The organism is Streptomyces sp. NPDC023481, from assembly GCF_055560195.1.
Genome location: NZ_JBVHJE010000001.1, coordinates 90,483 through 108,963, shown reverse-complemented (window position 1 = coordinate 108,963; position 18,481 = coordinate 90,483). Strand labels below are relative to the sequence as shown.

The following is an 18,481-nucleotide window of genomic DNA, read 5'->3' as shown; positions in this document are numbered from 1 at the left end:
ACTTCCGGACGGGTGTTCCACCCGTCCGGAACGTCCGTCAGCCGCGCCGGCGCGCTGCCTCGTACAGCACGATGCCCGCGGCGACACCGGCGTTGAGGGACTCCGCGCCGCCCGGCATCGGGATGCGCACGCGGTGGTCGCAGGTCTCGCCGACCAGCCGGGACAGGCCCTTGCCCTCGCTGCCGACGACGATGACGACCGGCCCTTCGAGGGCCTGGAGGTCGCCCAGCTCGGCCTCGCCGTCCGCCGCCAGGCCGACCACCGTGAGGCCGGCCTTCTTGTAGGCCTCCAGGGCACGGGTGAGGTTGGTGGCACGGGCGACCGGCGTACGGGCGGCCGTACCGGCGGAGGTCTTCCAGGCGCCGGCGGTCATGCCGGCCGAGCGGCGCTCGGGGACGACCACGCCGTGGCCGCCGAACGCGGAGACGGAGCGGACGACGGCGCCGAGGTTGCGCGGGTCGGTGACCCCGTCCAGGGCGACGACCAGCGGGTCCGCGCCCTCGTCGGCGGCGGCGTCGAGCAGGTCCTCCGGGTGCGCGTACTCGTACGGCGGGACCTGGAGGACCAGGCCCTGGTGGTTCAGGCCGTTGGTCATGCGGTCCAGCTCGGGGCGCGGGGCCTCCATGAGATTGATGCCGCCGCGCTCGGCGGCGAGCTGGAGGGCCTCGCGGACGCGCTCGTCGTTGTCGATGAACTGCTGGACGTAGAGCGTCGAGGCGGGCACGCCCTCGCGCAGCGCCTCGACGACCGGGTTGCGGCCGACGACCAGCTCGGAGGCGGACCTGCCGCCGCGGCCGCGGGCCACCGGGCGGCGCACGGCCTGCTTCGCCTTGGCGTTGGCGATGCGGTTCTTCTTGTGGCCCTTGCGCATCTCGGCCGGCGGGGTCGGCCCCCGGCCCTCGAGACCCTTGCGCCGCTGGCCGCCACTGCCGACCTGCGCGCCCTTCTTGCCGGACATGCGACGGTTGTTCGCGGCCATGACCTACCTGTCTTCGTGGTGCGTGCGGATACGTACGTCTATGCAGTGTGCCGCCCGGAGGGCCGGGCGGCACAATCGATCACCGGATCGAAACGGGATCAGCGCGGCCCGAGGCTCCAGCGCGGGCCCTGCGGGCCGTCCTCGATGGCCAGCCCGGACTGCTTGAGCTGGTCGCGGATGGCGTCGGCGGTGGCCCAGTCCTTGCGGGCGCGGGCGGACTCGCGCTGGTCGAGGACGAGGCGTACGAGGCTGTCGACCACGGCGTTCAGGTCCTCGCCCGCGTCGCCGGAGTCGCCGGCCCAGTGCGGGTCGAGCGGGTCGAGGCCGAGGACGCCGAGCATGGCCCGCACCTCGGCGAGCCGGGCCACGGCGGCTTCCTTGTCGTCGGCGGCCAGCGCGCTGTTGCCCTGCCGGACGGTGGTGTGCACCACGGCGAGGGCCTGCGGGACGCCCAGGTCGTCGTCCATCGCCTCGGCGAAGGCGGGCGGGACCTCGGCGGCCGGGTCGACGGTCTTGCCGGCCAGCTCGGTGACCCGCTGGACGAAGCCCTCGATCCGTGCGAACGCGGCCTCCGCCTCGCGCAGCGACTCCTCGCTGTACTCGATCATCGAGCGGTAGTGCGGGGTGCCCAGGTAGTAGCGGAGCACGACCGGGCGCCAGTGCTTGACCATCTCGCTGACCAGGACGCTGTTGCCGAGCGACTTGGACATCTTGTCGCCGGCCATGGTGACCCAGGCGTTGTGCACCCAGTACCGGGCGAAGTCGTCGCCGTAGGCCTTGGCCTGGGCGATCTCGTTCTCGTGGTGCGGGAAGATCAGGTCGAGTCCGCCGCCGTGGATGTCGAAGGCGCTGCCCAGGTACTTGTGCGCCATGGCGGAGCACTCCAGGTGCCAGCCGGGGCGCCCGGGTCCCCAGGGGGTCGGCCAGGTCGGCTCGCCGGGCTTGGCGGACTTCCACAGGGCGAAGTCGCGCGGGTCCCGCTTGCCGGTCTCGCCCTCGCCGGACGGCTGGAGCAGGTTGTCCAGTTCCTGCCGGGACAGTTCGAGGTAGCGCGGGAAGGACCGTACGTCGAAGTAGACGTTGCCGTCGGCCTCGTAGGCGTGACCGCGCTCGATGAGGCCCTGCATCATCTCGGTCATCTCGGTGATGTGGCCGGTGGCGCGGGGCTCGTAGGTCGGCGGGAGGCAGCCGAGGGCGGTGTAGCCCTCGTTGAAGGCGCGCTCGTTGTCGTACCCGATCGACCACCAGGGGCGGTTCTGCTCGTGGCTCTTGGCGATGATCTTGTCGTCGATGTCGGTGACGTTGCGGATGAACGTCACGCGGTAGCCGCGGTACTCGAACCAGCGGCGCATGATGTCGAAGTTCAGGCCCGACCGGATGTGGCCGATGTGGGGGGCGGCCTGCACGGTGGCGCCACACAGGTAGATCGAGACACAGCCCGGCTCGAGCGGGGTGAAGTCACGGATCTGCCGGGCGCTGGTGTCGTACAGGCGAATCGTCACCACTCCAGAGTAGTGGGCCCCGGGCAGTGCCACGCCCCTTCCCGCCCCCCGGGGGCGGGGCGCCGTCCGCGCGGCCGCCCCCTCGTCGGCGACGGTCCCCTCTCACAGCCTCCCGACGACCTTGCGCGGGCGGATGCGGACCACCACGCGCTGGGCGTCCTGGGCGGCGGCGGGGTTGAAGTCGGCGTAGTCCTTGCCGGTGTACTTGCGGCTGAGCCGGTCGATGAGTTCCGGGCCGCCGTCGGTCGTCATCTCGGCGGTGCCGCGGATCTCGGCGTACTCGTAGGGCTCGTCGGGGTTGAGGACGGCGACGCTCACCCGGGGGTCGCGCTCCAGGTTGAGGTACTTGCGGCGGTCGACCGTGGTGGAGAACAGGAGGTCGTCGCCGTCGCGCAGCACCCACACCGGGGACAGCTGCGGGCTGCCGTCGGGCTGGGTGGTGCCGACGACGATGAACACCTTGCCGTCGAGCACGGACTTCAGGCGGTCGGACAGTGCGGCGGACATGGGTACCCTCCGGAGTCCAGGGATCACTGGTGATCGTGAGGGTACCCTCGCACGCCGTCAGCTCACCCGCACCACGAGTGCCGTCGCCACCGCCATCAACCCCTCGTCGCGGCCCGGGAATCCGAGGCCGTCCGTCGTGGCGCCGGAGACGGAGACGGGCGCGCCCGCCGCCTCGGACAGGATCTTCTGGGCCTCGTCCCGCCGCCTGCCGATCTTCGGGCGGGGGCCGATCACCTGGACGGCGACGTTGCCGATGGTGAAGCCCGCCGCGCGGACGATCCGGGCGGCCTCGGTGAGCAGGGTGGTCCCCGAGGCGCCCGACCACTCGGGGCGGCCGGTGCCGAAGTGCTGCCCGAGGTCACCGAGCCCGGCGGCGGAGAAGAGGGCGTTGCAGGCGGCGTGCGCGACCACGTCGGCGTCCGAGTGGCCGGCCAGACCGGGCCCCTCGCCCTCCCACCTCAGGCCCGCGCACCACAGCTCGCGGCCCTCCTCGAAGGCGTGGATGTCGGTGCCGATCCCGACCTGCGGCAGCACGAGTCCCGCCTCAGAAGCCATCGTTGAGCCTCCTGCGCGCCAGCACCGCCTCGGCGAGGACCAGGTCGAGCGGGCGGGTGACCTTGAAGGCCTCCTCGTGTCCGGGGACGGCCACGACCGGCTCCCCCAGCTGCTCCACCATGCCGGCGTCGTCGGTGACGTTCCCGGTGACTCTCTCGTGTGCGCGGATGAGGGTCGCCCGGTCGAAGCCCTGCGGGGTCTGCACGGCGCGCAGCCGGGACCGCTCGGGGGTGGCGACGACCGGTTCGGGCTCGCCGGCCACGGCCGCGGGCGCGACCTCCTTGACCGTGTCGGCCAGCGGCAGCGCGGGCACCACGGCGCGCGCGCCGTCGCGTACGGCCTCGATGACCGCGTCGACGGTGTCGACCGGGACGAGGGGCCGGGCCGCGTCGTGGACGAGCACGATCCCGTACTGCGGGGGCAGCGCCTCCAGGCCGAGCCGGACCGATTCCTGGCGGGTCTCCCCGCCGGGGACGACCAGGAAGTCGGTCCGGTCGGGCAGCGCGTGCGCGTCGAGCAGCGACTTGACGTCGGCGGCGCCCTCCGGCGGCGCTACGACGATCACCAGCGAGACGTGCCGGGAGGCGGCGAGGGCGCGGATCGCGTGGATCAGCATGGGGGTGCCGTTCAGCGCGCGGAGCGCCTTGGGGGCGCCCGGGCCGAGCCGTACGCCCCGGCCGGCGGCGGGAATCACGGCGGCGACGGGGGTCTGCGCGGGCGTAGGACGTGATTCGTCAGACATCGGATCCTGTCAGGTTTGTGTGCTCGACCTACGTGGGTATGGCCTGGAGGAGTGCCGGGCGCGACGCCTTGACCGGACCCTTTCCGTGACCCTGGTCGAGCCATCCGCCCGGGCCCGGCATCTCAAGTATCGGGGGGCGTTCCGCAGGCTTTCCCGAAGAGCACCCGCTGCGGGGACGAACATGCCGCAGCGCCCGGCGACAGGATCAGTGTCATCGGGCACCGCGGCATTTCACTGTGCTGAGCGTGACGGAAGCGAAGGTTCGCTGCCGCTGCGCGTCAGGAGGCGAGCACCTCGTCGAGCAGGGCCTCGGCCTTGTCCTCGTTGGTGTTCTCCGCGAGAGCCAGCTCGCTCACCAGAATCTGGCGGGCCTTGGCGAGCATGCGCTTCTCACCGGCGGACAGTCCGCGCTCGCGCTCACGACGCCACAGGTCGCGCACGACCTCGGCGACCTTGATGACATCGCCGGAGGCGAGCTTCTCCAGGTTTGCCTTGTAGCGACGGGACCAGTTCGTGGGCTCCTCGGCATACGGCGCGCGCAGCACCTCGAAGACCCGGTCGAGCCCGTCCTGACCGACCACATCACGCACGCCGACGAACTCCGCATTGTCCGCTGGCACACGCACCGTGAGGTCACCCTGGGCGACCTTCAGCACCAAGTAGGTCTTGTCCACGCCTTTGATCTGACGAGTTTCGATGGCCTCGATCAGCGCGGCCCCGTGATGGGGATAGACCACGGTGTCGCCAACCTTGAACGTCATGTGACAGGTACCCCTTCCGTGGCTATCCAGGGTAACACGGATACGGCGTCTTCTGAATGGCGTTTTCGCAGGTCAGGGCATATCTCGGGGCTTGACAACAGCAACCGGGACGTGCTGCGACGGGCCTCCGGAAGCGGGTATTCGCAGGTGGGAGGGGCTGTCCGGGCGGGGTGAAACGCGTACGTTACACACCTCCGGAGCCGGTTCCAAGTGGCGGAACATCCCGATATGTCCGGTCTCAAGCGTACGACTTCCGCTACTCCGTTCGGTGACCGGAGGCGGATGTGAGCCGAATCCGGAATTGATCAACGACCGCCGGGCGGGCGCGCCGTGATCAATATCGGGAAGGTCACGCATTCCTTCACAGAAAAAGTGCGGGGCGCGTCGGAGGCGTGTTGCGGGGGTTCACGTGCGCGTTATGTGAAAGACGGACGGACGGCCGGGCAATGTGACCCGGGAGACACCCGGGCCCCCGAGGTACCCCCACCTGGAGGGAAGCCCGGGGCTCGGGGAGGGTCGGGTGCGAGCGCCCGGGAACGGCTCGGTAACCTAAGGCCGCTGACAGACCCTTAGGGCGGCTTTATTCAGAGAGGCCGTCCGCGCGTTCAAGGAGTTGCCGCCGCCGTGAGCAGCAGCCTTCGACGCGGCGCCCTCGCCGCCTCCGCCATCGTCTTCTCGATCGCCTCGCTCGCCGCCTGCGGCGCCGGAAACGACTCGCAGACCCTGGAGATCAAGCCGGACAACGCGGCGACCAGTGTGGGCGACATCAAGATCCAGAACGCCCTGGTCATCACCCAGCCCGACCTGCACGCGAGCGGGCCGGCCGTGATCTCCGCGACCCTGTTCAACGCCGGCCGCACCGACCAGACGCTCCAGTCGGTCACCGTGGACGGCAGCGGTACGTCCGCCGAGCTGAAGCCGGCCAAGGGCCAGAGCCTGACCGTCCCGGCGGGCGGCTCGCTCGTCCTCGGCGGCAAGGGCAACGCCGCCGCGTCGCTGCCCAGCGGCCGCGAGGCCGTCCAGGACGGCAACGCCCAGCAGATCACCTTCACCTTCAGCAAGACCGGCAAGGTGAGCTTGCGCGCCTTCGTGGTCCCGGCCACCAGCTACTTCGACCAGTGGGGCCCCTCGCAGATCCCGTCGCCGTCGGCCTCCGCGAGCAGCGGCGCCCCGGGTACCACGCCGTCCGGCAAGCCGGCCAAGACCCACGGGGCGAGCTCCTCGTCGAGCGCGTCCCCGTCGGCCAGCAAGTCCCAGTCGGCCACTCCGTCCGACTCGGCCTCCCAGTCGGCCACGAGCCACTGACGACCGCCCCGAGCGGCTGTCCTTGAGGGCGGCACCCCTGCGGGGGGCCGCCCTCGGGTGTTTGTGGGGGCGGGGCGCGGGGGGTGTGTTCGGGGTGCGGCGCGCGGGGGGTGTGTTCGGGGGTCCTGCGCGGGAGGGGTGTCCGGGGGGGCGCGTGGGGGGCGTGGCCCGGCGGTGTGCGTGGGGGCCGTGGCCCGGCGGTGCGGCACGTGGGGGTCGCGGCCCGGCGGTGCGGCACGTGGGGGTCGCGGCCCGGCGGTGCGGCACGTGCGGGTCGTGGCCCGGCGGTGCGGCACGTGCGGGTCGTGGCCCGGCGGTGCGGCGTGCGGGGATGGTGCCGGAGAGTGCGTCGCACGGCGGTCGTGTCCGGGTGACGGCCTGTGGCGGTCGTGCCCCGGGGCCTGCGGCGGTCGTGCCGGAGAGTGCGTCGCACGGCGGTCGTGGCCCGGGGATCGGCCTGTGGCGGTCGGAGCCAGGCAGACGGCCTCTCGCGGTCGTGCCGGGCGGACGGTTCGGGGAGACCGTATCGAGGCGGTGCGGCCTGTGGCGGTCATGCCCGGGCGGGGGGGCCTGCGGCGGCTGCCTCCAGGCGGCCCGGCCACGGGGGTCGTAGCCGGGCGGAGGCCCCTGGCCGGCCGTCTCCACGCGGTATGACCACGGTGGTCGTGTCCAGGCGGAGGGCCTTGGCCGCCGTGGCCAGGCGGTACGGCCTACCGGCGTTGTGCCCGTGGGGACCATGGGGACCGGTGGGGACCCGTGGAGACGGCCTGGGGCCGGCCGTCTGCACGCGGTATGGCCACGGCGGCCGTAGCCGCGCGGCGTGCATCACGGCCACCGCAGCCGCGCGGGACAGCGCACGGCGGCCGTGTCCACGCGGCGCAGCTCACGGCGGAGGGCGGTCAGGCCGACGGGTTTACGGTTCGAACTTGTAGCCCAGGCCGCGGACCGTCACCAGGTAGCGGGGGGCGCCCGGGTCGGGTTCGATCTTGGCGCGGAGGCGCTTGACGTGGACGTCGAGGGTCTTGGTGTCGCCCACGTAGTCGGCGCCCCAGACGCGGTCGATGAGCTGCATACGGGTGAGCACCCGGCCCGCGTTGCGCAGCAGCATCTCCAGCAGGTCGAACTCCTTCAGCGGGAGGTCGACCTTGGCACCGGCGACGGTCACCACGTGCCGGTCGACGTCCATGCGGACCGGGCCCGCCTCCAGCGCGGCCGGGGTGACCTCCTCCGGCTCGCCGCGCCGGCGCAGCACCGCGCGGATACGGGCGACCAGCTCGCGTGAGGAGAACGGCTTGGTGACGTAGTCGTCGGCTCCTATCTCCAGACCGACCACCTTGTCGATCTCGCTGTCCTTGGCCGTGACCATGATCACGGGAACGTTGGAGCGACCGCGCAGCTGTCGGCAGACCTCCGTGCCGGGCAGACCCGGCAGCATCAGATCGAGCAGGACCAGGTCGGCGCCGTTGCGCTCGAACTCGTCCAGGCCGTCGGGGCCGGTCGCCGCGACGGCGACCTCGAAGCCCTCCTTGCGGAGCATGTACGACAGGGCGTCGGAGAAGGACTCCTCGTCCTCGACGACGAGCACTCGGGTCACGGAAGGACCTCCGGGGCGGGAAGCGGTTCGTACGGGGATGAATCGGTGCCGGCCTCGTCTTCGAGGTCCGGGTGCTGCTGTGCGCGGTCGCGGGCCGCGCCCGCCTCCGGCAGCCTGAGGGTGAAGGTGGAGCCCTGGCCTTCGGCGCTCCAGACCGTGACCTCCCCGCCGTGCGAGGCGACCACGTGCTTGACGATGGCGAGACCCAGGCCGGTGCCGCCGGTGGCCCGCGAGCGGGCCGGGTCGACGCGGTAGAAGCGCTCGAAGACCCGCTCCTTGTCCTTCTCCGAGATGCCGATGCCCTGGTCGGTCACGGCCAGCTCGATCATGTCACCGCCGGGCGCGGCCACCCGGCGGGCGGCTATGCCCACCCGGGTGCGGGCCGGGGAGTAGTTGACGGCGTTCTCGACCAGGTTGCCGAGGGCGGCGGCCAGCTGCCCCCGGTTGCCCCAGACGTGCAGGTCGGCCGCGCCTCCGGCGGCGATGGTGATCTGCTTGGTGCCCGCCTGGTGCCGGCAGCGGTCGATGGCCTCGGCGACCAGCTCCTCCACCCCGACCGGCTCGGCGTCCTCCAGCGGGTCGTCGTTCTGCACCCGGGAGAGGTCGATCAGCTCCTGGACCAGGTTGGTCAGCCGGGTCGCCTCGATCTGCATGCGGCCCGCGAAGCGCTGTACGGCCTCGGGGTCGTCGGAGGCGTCCATGACGGCCTCGGAGAGGAGGGAGAGCGCGCCGACGGGCGTCTTCAGCTCATGGCTGACGTTCGCCACGAAGTCGCGTCGCACCGCCTCGATACGGCGGGCCTCCGTGAGGTCCTCGACCAGCAGCAGGACCAGGCGGGAGCCGAGCGGGGCCACGCGGGCGGAGACGGCCAGCGCCTCGCCGCGTCCGGTGCCGCGCCGGGGCAGGTCCAGCTCGACCTGCCGTATCTCCCCGTCCCGTCTGGTGTCCCGGGCCATCTGGAGCATGGGTTCGACGGCGAGCTTGCCACCGCGGACCAGCCCGAGGGCGTAGGCGGCGGAGCTGGCCTTGACCACGGCGTCGGCCTCGTCGAGGACGACGGCGGAGGAGCGCAGCACCGAGAGCACGGTGTCCACGCCGGGGGGGAGTACGGGGTCGGTGTGCAAGGAAGTCCTGGTGGGTCGCTTGAGGTCGCGTTCGCTCCAGCGGAACGCCAGGACGGCGATGACACCGGTGAGCACCCCGGCGATCGCTGCCGCTGCGGCGACCGCCGCGTTCACGTCCATGTCTCCAGGTTAGGCACGGGGTACGACATGCCCACAGCCGTCGAGGTGCGACCTCGAACACTCGTCGCCCAGAGTTCACCTTGCAGCCAGTGCTGGTTCATTCGGGGTGGCGGAAACAGACGCGTGCGGGACGGAACGTGGGAGCGTGGGGACCAAGCACGCCTATGAGAGGGAACCCTGATGCGGGACGCGTACCACGAGGAACTGGACTCGATCGGCGACGGACTGGTGGAGATGGCCCGGCTGGTCGGCTCGGCGATCGGGCGCGCCACGACGGCCATGCTGGACGCCGACCTGAAGCTGGCGGAGAGCGTGATCGAGGCCGACCAGAAGGTCGACCAGCTCCAGCACGACCTGGAGGCCCGGGCGATAGCACTGCTGGCCCGGCAGCAGCCGGTGGCGACGGACCTGCGGATCGTCGTCACGTCGCTGCGGATGTCCGCCGACCTGGAGCGGTCCGGCGACCTCGCCCAGCACGTGGCCAAGCTGGCGCGGCTGCGCTTCCCGAATCGGGCGGTCCCGCACGACCTGCACGCCACGCTCCTGGAGATGGGCCAGCTCGCGCAGCGCCTGATGGCGAAGGCCGCGGAGGTCATCATCACCAAGGACGTCGACCTCGCGCTCCAGCTGGAGCAGGACGACGACGAGATGGACCTGCTGCACCGCACCCTCTTCCAGCACCTGATCGACGACCGCTGGAAGCACGGCATCGAGACGGCCGTGGACGTCACCCTCCTGGGCCGCTACTACGAGCGGTACGCCGACCACGCCGTGGCCGTCGCCAAGCGCGTCGTCTACCTGGTCACCGGCGAACACGCGGACGAACTCCAGCAGGACATCCAGCCGACGACGGGGGCCGACGGCGCGTAGCCCCTCCGGGGGCGCGGGGGTCCAGCCGGCTCGGGCCCCCTCAGGAGGGAAGGCGGGGCGCCGGCCGCCGCGACGGCTCGGGGCCCCGGGAGGGGAGGTGGGGGCGTCGGGGGGCGAGGGCGTGGGGCCGGAACGCCTCCGTGCGCCGTTGATGCGCCCGGGGGAATGGGCATGGAATAGGTGAGGGCATCCCTGCCCGAGGTCTAGGAGGGTCCATGGCCGAATCGCCCAGTACCACGCCCGATCCCACGCAGGAGCGCGAGACCGAGCAGCCCGCCGAGATCAGGAGCCTTCCGTTGTTCGGCGCGTGCGGTTGCGGCTCCGGATGCGGATGCGGGTGCCAGTCGGGCAATCCGTGTCAGTGCGGCTGAACGACACCGGGCCGGTGTGAACGGGGTTCGCACCGGCCCTTCGCCGTCCCGGATGCCCCTCCCGCCCGGCGGGCGCACCATGGACGTGAGCGAGAACAGGAGGTGTAGGGCCATGGGCAAGTTCATGGACATACACCGCGGCATGCAGGGCATCACGGCCGACCAGCTGATGGAGGCGCACCGGGCCGACCTCGCCATCGAGAAGGACGAGTCCGTGCACTTCGAGCACGCCTGGGCGGACCCGGAGTCCGGCACCGTCTACTGCCTCTCCGACGCCCCCTCGGCCGAGGCGGTCCAGCGCGTCCACGAACGCGCCGGCCACCGCGCGGACGAGGTCCATCCGGTACCGCTGGAGGCGTGAGAGCAGAACCGCCGGTGAGAGGATCACGGCCGGTGAGAGGGTCACGGCCAGGCCGGGTCGCCGTCGTGCGGCTCCGGGCGGAAGCTGAGGCGGCGGGACAGTACCTCCCGGGCCAGTTGGCTGACCGTGCGGCCGTCGGCGTAGGCGCGGGCGCGCAGCCGGTCCAGGGCCTGCTCGGAGTCGACGTCCAACTGCACCATCACCATGCCGACGGCCTGGTACACCTCGGTGTGGTCGGCCTCGGAGGCGGCCACCCAGGACGCCACCGCGTTCTCCGCGTCCTCGTCCGTGCCGCCGCCGCAGGCGGTGTCGTGGAGGTTCATGAGCGCGAAGGTGACCGCGTCCCGTACCCACAGCGCGACCCGCAGATCGGGCGCGGCGAGACCGCCCGCCTGCTCGCTGTAGAGATCGAGCGTGCCGATCGCGGTGCCGGTGACGCCGAGCGGCAGGGAGAACACCGCGCGGACGCCGAACGCCACCGCCTCGTGCGCGAAGATCGGCCAGCGGCGGGCGTCGTGGCCCCGGGTGAGGTCGGCCGCGAAGACCGGCGCACCCCGGTCGAGGGCGTCCTGGCAGGGGCCGTCCCCGAGGGTGTACTGCAGCTCCGCCAGCCGCGCGGCGACCCGGTCGCTGGCACACCAGGTCACGCGGACGCCGGTGCCGCCGGAGATCGACACGGAGGACCCGGTGACCGGCAGCAGCCGCACGCACGCGGCGCACAGCGCGCTGGGCACCGCCCGTGGGTCGTCGGCACCCCGGGCGGCGGCGTCCAGCGTCTCCCGGACCCGCAGCCGTACCTCGGCGTCGGGCGGGCCGCCACCGCCGGCGGACGGCCCGGACTTCTCGGGCGGCATGCTCATCACCCCCGCCGCAGCTCAGTTGTCGAGCAGGTGATCCACGCGCGTACGTATACGGGTGTCGGGTTCCCAGGACGACGGAAGTAACCGGCGGACAGGCGGCAAAAACGCGGGCGAAGCGGTGAGCGTCGCCATCGCCCGGCGGCCTCCCGTTCGGCCCTACGCCGTCCGGACCTCCGCGCCCGGAGCCGGCCCCGCCTCCGTCTCCGGCCCCGCCTCCGTCTCCGGCCCCGTCTCCGTCCGGCCCGGTGCCGGTTGTTCCTGGGGCAGGTGGCGCATGAGGACGCCGTAGCCGAGTCCCGCCGCCGTTCCGACGGCCGCGCACATGCCCCACAGCCAGTCCGCGCCGAGGCGGTCGATGACCGCGCCGGACATCAGCGGGGCGACGAGCGCGGCGACGGACCAGGAGAGGGTGTAGACGCCCTGGTAGCGGCCGCGGCCGTGGAGCGGGGAGAGGCGGACGACCAGGCCCGTCTGGGTGGGGGCGTTGACGATCTCGGCGAGGGTCCACACGCACACGGTGAGCATGAAGACGCCGACCGAGCCGGCGAAGGCGGTGAGCCCGAAGCCGTAACCCGCGAGGATCGAGGAGACGACCAGCAGGGTGCGCGGGTCGCGGTGCTCGATGAACCGGGTGACGGGGAGCTGCAGGGCGACGATCAGGACGCCGTTGACGGCGATGGCCAGGCCGTAGTCGGCGGGTGAGAACCCGGCCCGTCCCATGGCGACCGGCAGTCCGACCGAACCCTGCTGGAAGACCAGGGCGACGAGGAAGGACAGCCCGACGACGGCCATGTACCGCCCGTCCCGCAGCACCGTGCCGAGGCCGACCGCCGCCTCCGTCTGCCTGGCCGCGGGCGCGGGCCGCGACTCGGGCAGCTTCGCGAGGACGACGACCGCGCAGGCCAGGGTCATCCCGGCCTCGATCAGGAAGCCGGCGCGGTAGCTGACCTCGGCGATGAAGCCCGCGGCCATGGAGGAGACCGCGAAGCCGAGGTTGATCGCCCAGTAGTTGAGGGAGAAGGCCCGCACCCGGTCCTCGGGGCGGACGATGTCGGCCATCATCGCCTGCACGGCCGGCCGGGAGGCGTTGGAGGCCATGCCCACGAGGAAGGCGACGCCGGCGATGGTGGCCGGGTCGGTCACGAAGCCGAGCAGCGCGACGGAGACGGCCGTGGCGGTCTGCGCGAGGAGCAGCGTGGGGCGCCTGCCGAGCCGGTCGGCCATCACCCCGCCGGCCAGCGAGGAGACGACCCCGCCGAGCCCGTGCAGGGAGGCGACGAGACCGGCGTACGAGGCCGAGTACCCGCGGTCGAGGGTGAGGTAGAGCGCCATGAACGTGGCCACGAACGCGCCCAGTCGGTTGACGAGGGTGCTGGTCCACAGCCACCAGAACGCGGGGGGCAGCCCGGAGACGGATTCGCGGACGGCATGTCTCACTCGGGCTGGTGACATCGAGGATCCCCCACGTTCGCAAGCTGTGTGTAAGCGGCCCCTAGGGCAGGCACAACTTACAAACGGGGATCACGGCGGCGCCACCCAATTAGCGGTGCCGCCCGGTCGGCTGTGCCGCCCCATCAGCTGTGCCGCGCCATCAGGGGTGCCACCCCATCAGCACACGGCGTCCATCGGGCCGCGGGCGGACGTGCGTCGGGAGGCGCGGCGCCGCGCGGGCGCCTCCCGTCCCGCGGCCGGGTACGACGGGGTCCGCGGCGCCCGCTCGAAGCGGCTCGGGAACGGGTACTTCCGCTCCAGGAAGGCGCGGATCGCCGTCTGCGCCGCCGCCCGGTCCGCGGGGGCGGTGTCCACGTCGTTGAGGCAGAAGAAGTCCACGTCCTCACCGGCCGCGAGACGCGCCAGGCGGCGTCGCATGTCGGGGGTGCCCAACTGGACGTAACGGAAGCTGTACTCGGCCGGCACCGCCCGGCCCGTCGCGATCGCCCAGTGGTGGTGCAGCGTGGACGCGGGGGCGACGTCGGTGGTGGACCGGAAGCGCGAGTACGACGTCCGTTCCAGCTCCTCGATGCCGGCGCTCTCCATCTCCCGCATGACCGACAGCAGTTGGGGGTGCGGGGTGTGCAGCGACTTGTGCGTGGCGTACCTGCCGTGGAAGCGCCGGATCACCTCGCGGGCGTTCTTCCCGGCCGAGTTCGGCGCCGGCTCCAGCGGGTGCGGGGCGCCGACGCCCAGCTTGAGCGGGGACAGCGGGATGCGGGCGATGCCGTTGCCGTGGAAGAAGTGCTCGGCGCGCACCGGGCGGTTGATGAAGACGTCGTCGTTGAAGTAGAGGTAGTGCTCGGAGAGGCCGGGTATGTGGTGCAGCCGGCTCTCTATCGCGTGCGAGTTGAAGACGGGCAGCGCGTCGGCCGGGAGGATGTCCCGGTGGTCGACCACGGTCAGGCCCGCCGCGTCCGGGTCCAGCCAGGACGGTGTCTGCGAGTCGGTGACCAGATAGACGTTCCGGATGAAACCGGCGTACATCTCCAGCGACCGCAGCGCGTACTTCAGCTCGTCGTGGCTGGTGTAGCGGGAGGCGCCGGTCTCGCGCGGGGCGATGACGTTCTCGGAGAGCGCCTGGTGCGCCCGGCGCTTCACGGCCATCACCGGGTCGTCCCCGTCGACCCAGGTGTACACGGCGTCGACGGGGAAGCAGACCTGGTCGATCCCGGGCTCGGCGAAGGCGGCGAACGTGGGGAGGGCTCGGCGGGCTCCGACGACCTCGGTCACCGTCTCCGCCCCCGCTCCCGCCTCCGGCTCCGGGCGCCGCTGCTCGGGCAACGCGGCCAGGGCGCGGTCCTGTGCCGTACGGGGTTCCTGTGCCGTACGCGGGTCCAGTGCCGTACGCGGGTCGAGTGCCGAAGGAGCTTCCGGTGCCGTACGCGGGTCCTGTGCCGAAGGAGCTACCGGTGCCGTACGCGGGTCCAGTGCCGTACGCGGGTCCGGGCCCTGCGCCGCACCCGGGACCTGTCGCGCCGCGCCCGGAGCCGGCATCGCACCCGGAGCCTGCGCCGCGCCCGGGCCCTGCGCGGCCGGCTGCCAGGAGTCCGTCGGGAGCACCTCGGACACGGCGTTGCGGCGCGGGGCGACCAGGGCCGGACCGAAGTCGTCCTGCAGGCGGGTCCCCGGCACCGTCAGGTGCGCCGGGTCCGTGCCCAGCTCACGCCCGTACCGCCAGAACTCGATGTCGCAGCCCGCCTCCAGGCCGCCGAGCACCTGCCCGCCGGGCCCCAGCCGCACCAGCCCGGACCGCAGCACCGGCGCCGCGCGCAGCGCCCGCGGCAGCCTGCCGTCGGCCCAGTGCACCGCGCTCGTCACCGCGCCGTCGGCCCCCACCGCACCGACGTACACGGCGCTGCGCGCGAAGTGCTGCCCCGCCCGGGCGAGGAGCGCGCCACGGTACGACTCCGCCACCCCGACCACCGGCCGCGGCACCCCGGGCCCCTGCTCGGCGGGGACCAGGAAGTACGGCACGCCCGCCGACTCCAGCAGGGCACACACCTGCTCCAGGTCGGCGGCGGCGGCCTGCGCCGCGGTGTAGCCGGCGACCGTACGCCCGTACAGCCGTACCGGCCCGAAGGCGACCCGGCGCAGTCCCGGGACGGCGGCGCGCAGCCGACGGCGGGCCGGGGCGACGCGCAGCCCCCACAGGCGGGCCGACAGCCACAGCCGCAGGCGCACCAGGAGGTCCCGGACGGCCCGCAGTCCCGGCGTCGGCGCCGCGAGACGGTGACGGATGTCGATGGCCATGGCAGCGGCCCGTCAGCTCTGCTTCTCGAAGGGGCTCGGGAAGGGGAAGTAGTTCTCCAGGAACTCGTGCATCCGCACGCTGACCTGCTCCCGCTCCTCCGGCGGCACGTCGACGTCGTTCAGGCAGAAGAAGTCGAAGCGGCGGTTGCGGCGCAGGTCGGCCAGGCGGCGCTCGGCGTCCGGCCGGCTGATGTTCACGTACCGGAAGTTGAACTTGCCGGGGACGCCCTGGCCGGTCATGAGCGCGTACTGGTAGAGCAGCGGCGCGGTCATGGCGATGTCCTGCGGCGAGCGGAACCGGGACGCGGTGGTGCGCCGGATGTCCTGCGCGAACAGCTCCTCCAGCGCCAGCAGGGTGCCGCGCTGCTGCGGCAGCGGGGTGTGCATGAAGTTGTTCGTGGTCATCCGCCCGAACTTCTCCAGCAGCAGCCGCCGTACGTTCTTGCTGGCGGAGTTGGTGGCGGTCTCCTCGGCGTGCGGCTTGCCGACGCCGATCTTCAGCGGCGACACCGGGATCTTCATCAGGCCGCTGCCGAAGAAGAAGTGCTCCGGGGTGACCCGGCGGCCGACGAAGACGTCGTCGTTGAAGTAGAGGTACTGCTCGGACAGGCCCGGGATGTGGTGCAGCCGGGTCTCGATGGCGTGCGAGTTGAAGACGGGCAGCACGTCCGCCGGGAAGATGTCGCGGTGGTCGACGACCGTGATCCCGGGGGCGGTGTCGTCCAGCCAGTGCGGCTTCTGGCCGTCGGTCACGATGTAGATGTGCCGGATGAAGTCGGCGTACATCGCGAGCGAGCGCAGCGAGTACTTCAGCTCGTCGTGGCTGGTGTAGCGGGAGGCGTTGGTCTCCTTGTCCAGGATCTCGGCCATGCCGTGCTCCTGGTACCGGGCCCGCTTGAGCCGCATCGCCGGCTCCTCGCCGTCCACCCAGGTGTAGACGACGTCGACGGGGAAGGTCACCTGGTTCACGGTGGGCAGCGTCAGCGGGGCGAAGCTGGGCAGCTCGCGCTCGCCGACCCGCACGGTGACCGGCTTCTGCTCGCTGACCGGCAGCACGTCCGTGATCCCGTTGTTGCGGGGCGTGACGAGCGACTCGGCGAAGATGTCCTCCGACGCCTGCGGCTGCACCTTGGCCAGCCGGCGGGGCCCGTCGGCGGAGGCCAGCAGCTGGCCGCCGTCCTCCCAGAACTCCACGTCACAGGCCAGCTCCGGGCCGGCGAGCAGCTGGCCGGCGGGGCCGAGGTGGTTCTCGCCGACACGCAGCACGGGGGCGGTGCGCAGGGCGGCGGGCAGGACGCCGTCCAGGAACAGGGCGGGGTGCTTGAGCTGGCCGCCGGGCAGCGGCCGGCCGATGAACACGGCCGTACCCGCGAGCCGCGTCTCCAGGGCGGTGATCAGCCGCTCCCGGTCCACGGCGTTCACGCCGACGGTGTAGCGGGCCCGGGACGACACCAGGAAGTAGGCGATCCCCTCCTGCTCCAGCGCGCCGAGCACCAGGTCCAGGTTGGAGGCGGCCGCCTCGGCGGCGGTGAACCGGTCCACGACCCGGCCGTAGAACTGCTGGCCGCGCACCGCGACCGGGCGCAGCACCGGATCGGTGACCGCGGCCTTGCGGCGCCGGCGCATGGTGCGGAGCTGCCACACCCGCTCGGCGGCCTTCCGCTCGACTCGCGGTCGTATCCGCCGCGCAAAGGAACGCACGGTCACGTTCTGTGCTCCTCTTCCTGTCCCCCACAACCTTCCTGGCGATAAGCAGACACACGGACGTGGCGAATGGTTGTACGAGAATTAACCGAAACTTAGTGGGACGTGCGACACACTCGAAGCCGGCTCTTGTACGGCCGTGCTATGCCGCCCGCGCGCCGGACCCCTCGGGGACCCCCTTAGGTAGGCTCGACACCATGGCCGACGCACCGTACAAGCTGATCCTCCTCCGCCACGGCGAGAGCGAGTGGAACGCGAAGAACCTGTTCACCGGCTGGGTGGACGTCAACCTGAACGAGAAGGGCGAGAAGGAGGCGGTCCGCGGTGGCGAACTGCTGAAGGACGCCGACCTCCTGCCCGACGTGGTCCACACGTCCCTCCAGAAGCGCGCGATCCGCACGGCCCAGCTGGCCCTGGAGGCCGCGGACCGCCACTGGATCCCCGTCCACCGCTCCTGGCGCCTGAACGAACGGCACTACGGCGCCCTCCAGGGCAAGGACAAGGCGGCGACGCTGGCCGAGTTCGGCGAGGAGCAGTTCATGCTCTGGCGCCGCTCGTACGACACCCCGCCCCCGCCGCTGTCGGACGACTCCGAGTTCTCCCAGGCGCACGACGCCCGCTACGCCTCCATCCCGCCGGAGCTGCGCCCGCGCACGGAGTGCCTGAAGGACGTCGTCATCCGGATGCTCCCCTACTGGTACGACGCCATCGTCCCCGACCTGCTGACCGGCCGCACGGTCCTCGTCGCCGCCCACGGCAACAGCCTGCGCGCCCTGGTCAAGCACCTGGACGGCATCTCCGACGCCGACATCGCGGGCCTGAACATCCCGACCGGCATCCCCCTCTCCTACGAACTGGACGCCGACTTCAAGCCGCTCACCCCGGGCGGCACGTACCTCGACCCGGAGGCGGCCGCGGCGGCGATCGAGGCGGTCAAGAACCAGGGCAAGAAGAAGTAACGCACCACGATCAAGCCCCCTACCTGCGGGTTGTCCGCTGGTAGGGGGCTTGTTGCTGCGCCGGGGCCGTCTCTGGGCCGTGGAACCTAGATGCGGCTGACCTTCACGCGGAACGACACCAGGAACGCCAGCACTGCTGCAGCGAGGGTGCCCGTTCCCGCCCGAGCTCCGATCCCTGCTCCGCCGATGCCGATGTAGGGGAACGGCAGATCGCGGAGGGTGAGGTCGATGCGGAGGCCTGGACGTGGCACCATGGGCTTCTCCATATACGTCATGTGTTGCACCAGCTCTCGGTCAATATTTGCGTGATGGAGAGGAGAGGCTGCCCCTGGCCGGGCGGCCTCTCCGTTGTTTAGTGGCTTGACCATAGAGCATTCGGGCGGCTACTAACAAAACGTCAGCTCAGGGGTGTTATATCTACCC

The 18,481-nt window shown here is 71.9% G+C and carries 17 protein-coding genes; 4 read left to right on the top strand and 13 right to left on the bottom strand.

Going from position 1 to position 18,481, the window contains the following annotated elements:
- Positions 1–37 precede the first annotated feature (37 nt).
- From rlmB to ACZ3ZD_RS00520, 6 genes are all read right to left on the bottom strand, one after another.
- A complete protein-coding gene (rlmB, locus tag ACZ3ZD_RS00545; protein ID WP_467391993.1) occupies positions 38–979 on the bottom strand; it encodes a 23S rRNA (guanosine(2251)-2'-O)-methyltransferase RlmB in 942 nt (313 codons plus the stop codon).
- A 98-nt stretch (positions 980–1,077) separates the two neighbouring features.
- Positions 1,078–2,481 carry a cysteine--tRNA ligase gene (cysS, locus tag ACZ3ZD_RS00540; RefSeq protein ID WP_467391991.1) on the bottom strand — a complete coding sequence of 468 codons (1,404 nt, stop codon included), beginning with the start codon at positions 2,479–2,481 and terminating at the stop codon, positions 1,078–1,080.
- 102 nt (positions 2,482–2,583) lie between these two features.
- On the bottom strand, positions 2,584–2,988 hold the full coding sequence (locus tag ACZ3ZD_RS00535) for a PPOX class F420-dependent oxidoreductase (protein WP_467391989.1): 405 nt from the start codon (positions 2,986–2,988) through the stop codon (positions 2,584–2,586).
- Positions 2,989–3,045: 57 nt separating this feature from the next.
- Positions 3,046–3,543 carry a 2-C-methyl-D-erythritol 2,4-cyclodiphosphate synthase gene (gene ispF / locus ACZ3ZD_RS00530; protein ID WP_467391987.1) on the bottom strand — a complete coding sequence of 166 codons (498 nt, stop codon included), beginning with the start codon at positions 3,541–3,543 and terminating at the stop codon, positions 3,046–3,048.
- The gene (gene ispD / locus ACZ3ZD_RS00525) at positions 3,533–4,285 is read right to left on the bottom strand and encodes a 2-C-methyl-D-erythritol 4-phosphate cytidylyltransferase (RefSeq protein ID WP_467391985.1); all 753 of its coding nucleotides are present in this window, start codon (positions 4,283–4,285) and stop codon (positions 3,533–3,535) included. The genes ispF and ispD overlap by 11 nt, the downstream gene beginning before the upstream one ends.
- 278 nt (positions 4,286–4,563) lie before the next feature.
- Positions 4,564–5,046 carry a CarD family transcriptional regulator gene (locus tag ACZ3ZD_RS00520; RefSeq protein WP_003953493.1) on the bottom strand — a complete coding sequence of 161 codons (483 nt, stop codon included), beginning with the start codon at positions 5,044–5,046 and terminating at the stop codon, positions 4,564–4,566.
- 624 nt (positions 5,047–5,670) lie between these two features.
- Here ACZ3ZD_RS00520 and ACZ3ZD_RS00515 point away from each other — a divergent pair.
- Positions 5,671–6,351, top strand: a complete 681-nt coding sequence (locus ACZ3ZD_RS00515; RefSeq protein ID WP_467391983.1) for a copper chaperone PCu(A)C domain-containing protein — start codon at positions 5,671–5,673, stop codon at positions 6,349–6,351.
- 913 nt (positions 6,352–7,264) lie between these two features.
- Here ACZ3ZD_RS00515 and phoP read toward each other — a convergent pair.
- Both phoP and phoR read right to left on the bottom strand, forming a co-directional pair.
- Positions 7,265–7,936 (bottom strand): two-component system response regulator PhoP, encoded by a 672-nt coding sequence (gene phoP / locus ACZ3ZD_RS00510; protein WP_467267396.1) that lies wholly within the window; start codon positions 7,934–7,936, stop codon positions 7,265–7,267.
- Between the two features lie 5 nt (positions 7,937–7,941).
- Positions 7,942–9,189 (bottom strand): two-component system sensor histidine kinase PhoR, encoded by a 1,248-nt coding sequence (gene phoR / locus ACZ3ZD_RS00505; RefSeq protein WP_467391981.1) that lies wholly within the window; start codon positions 9,187–9,189, stop codon positions 7,942–7,944.
- Positions 9,190–9,369: 180 nt separating this feature from the next.
- Between phoR and phoU the strand changes: the two genes are divergently transcribed.
- A complete protein-coding gene (phoU, locus tag ACZ3ZD_RS00500) occupies positions 9,370–10,059 on the top strand; it encodes a phosphate signaling complex protein PhoU (protein WP_467391979.1) in 690 nt (229 codons plus the stop codon).
- Positions 10,060–10,542: 483 nt separating this feature from the next.
- The gene (locus ACZ3ZD_RS00495) at positions 10,543–10,791 is read left to right on the top strand and encodes an SCO4226 family nickel-binding protein (RefSeq protein ID WP_467391977.1); all 249 of its coding nucleotides are present in this window, start codon (positions 10,543–10,545) and stop codon (positions 10,789–10,791) included.
- A gap of 41 nt (positions 10,792–10,832) precedes the next feature.
- Here ACZ3ZD_RS00495 and ACZ3ZD_RS00490 read toward each other — a convergent pair whose 3' ends face one another.
- The 4 genes from ACZ3ZD_RS00490 to ACZ3ZD_RS00475 form a co-directional block, all read right to left on the bottom strand.
- Positions 10,833–11,645 (bottom strand): GAF and ANTAR domain-containing protein, encoded by an 813-nt coding sequence (locus tag ACZ3ZD_RS00490; RefSeq protein WP_467391975.1) that lies wholly within the window; start codon positions 11,643–11,645, stop codon positions 10,833–10,835.
- A gap of 162 nt (positions 11,646–11,807) precedes the next feature.
- A complete protein-coding gene (locus tag ACZ3ZD_RS00485; RefSeq protein WP_467391973.1) occupies positions 11,808–13,103 on the bottom strand; it encodes an MDR family MFS transporter in 1,296 nt (431 codons plus the stop codon).
- Positions 13,104–13,259: 156 nt separating this feature from the next.
- Complete coding sequence (locus ACZ3ZD_RS00480) at positions 13,260–15,395, bottom strand: stealth family protein (RefSeq protein ID WP_467391971.1); 2,136 nt, start codon at positions 15,393–15,395, stop codon at positions 13,260–13,262.
- A 12-nt stretch (positions 15,396–15,407) separates the two neighbouring features.
- Positions 15,408–17,102, bottom strand: a complete 1,695-nt coding sequence (locus ACZ3ZD_RS00475) for a stealth family protein (protein ID WP_467391969.1) — start codon at positions 17,100–17,102, stop codon at positions 15,408–15,410.
- 194 nt (positions 17,103–17,296) lie between these two features.
- Here ACZ3ZD_RS00475 and ACZ3ZD_RS00470 point away from each other — a divergent pair, with 194 nt between their 5' ends.
- Positions 17,297–18,058: a phosphoglyceromutase gene (locus ACZ3ZD_RS00470; RefSeq protein WP_467391967.1), complete on the top strand. Its 762-nt coding sequence runs from the start codon at positions 17,297–17,299 to the stop codon at positions 18,056–18,058.
- Positions 18,059–18,144: 86 nt separating this feature from the next.
- Here ACZ3ZD_RS00470 and ACZ3ZD_RS00465 read toward each other — a convergent pair whose 3' ends face one another.
- A complete protein-coding gene (locus ACZ3ZD_RS00465; RefSeq protein ID WP_467391965.1) occupies positions 18,145–18,312 on the bottom strand; it encodes a hypothetical protein in 168 nt (55 codons plus the stop codon).
- Positions 18,313–18,481 lie beyond the last annotated feature (169 nt).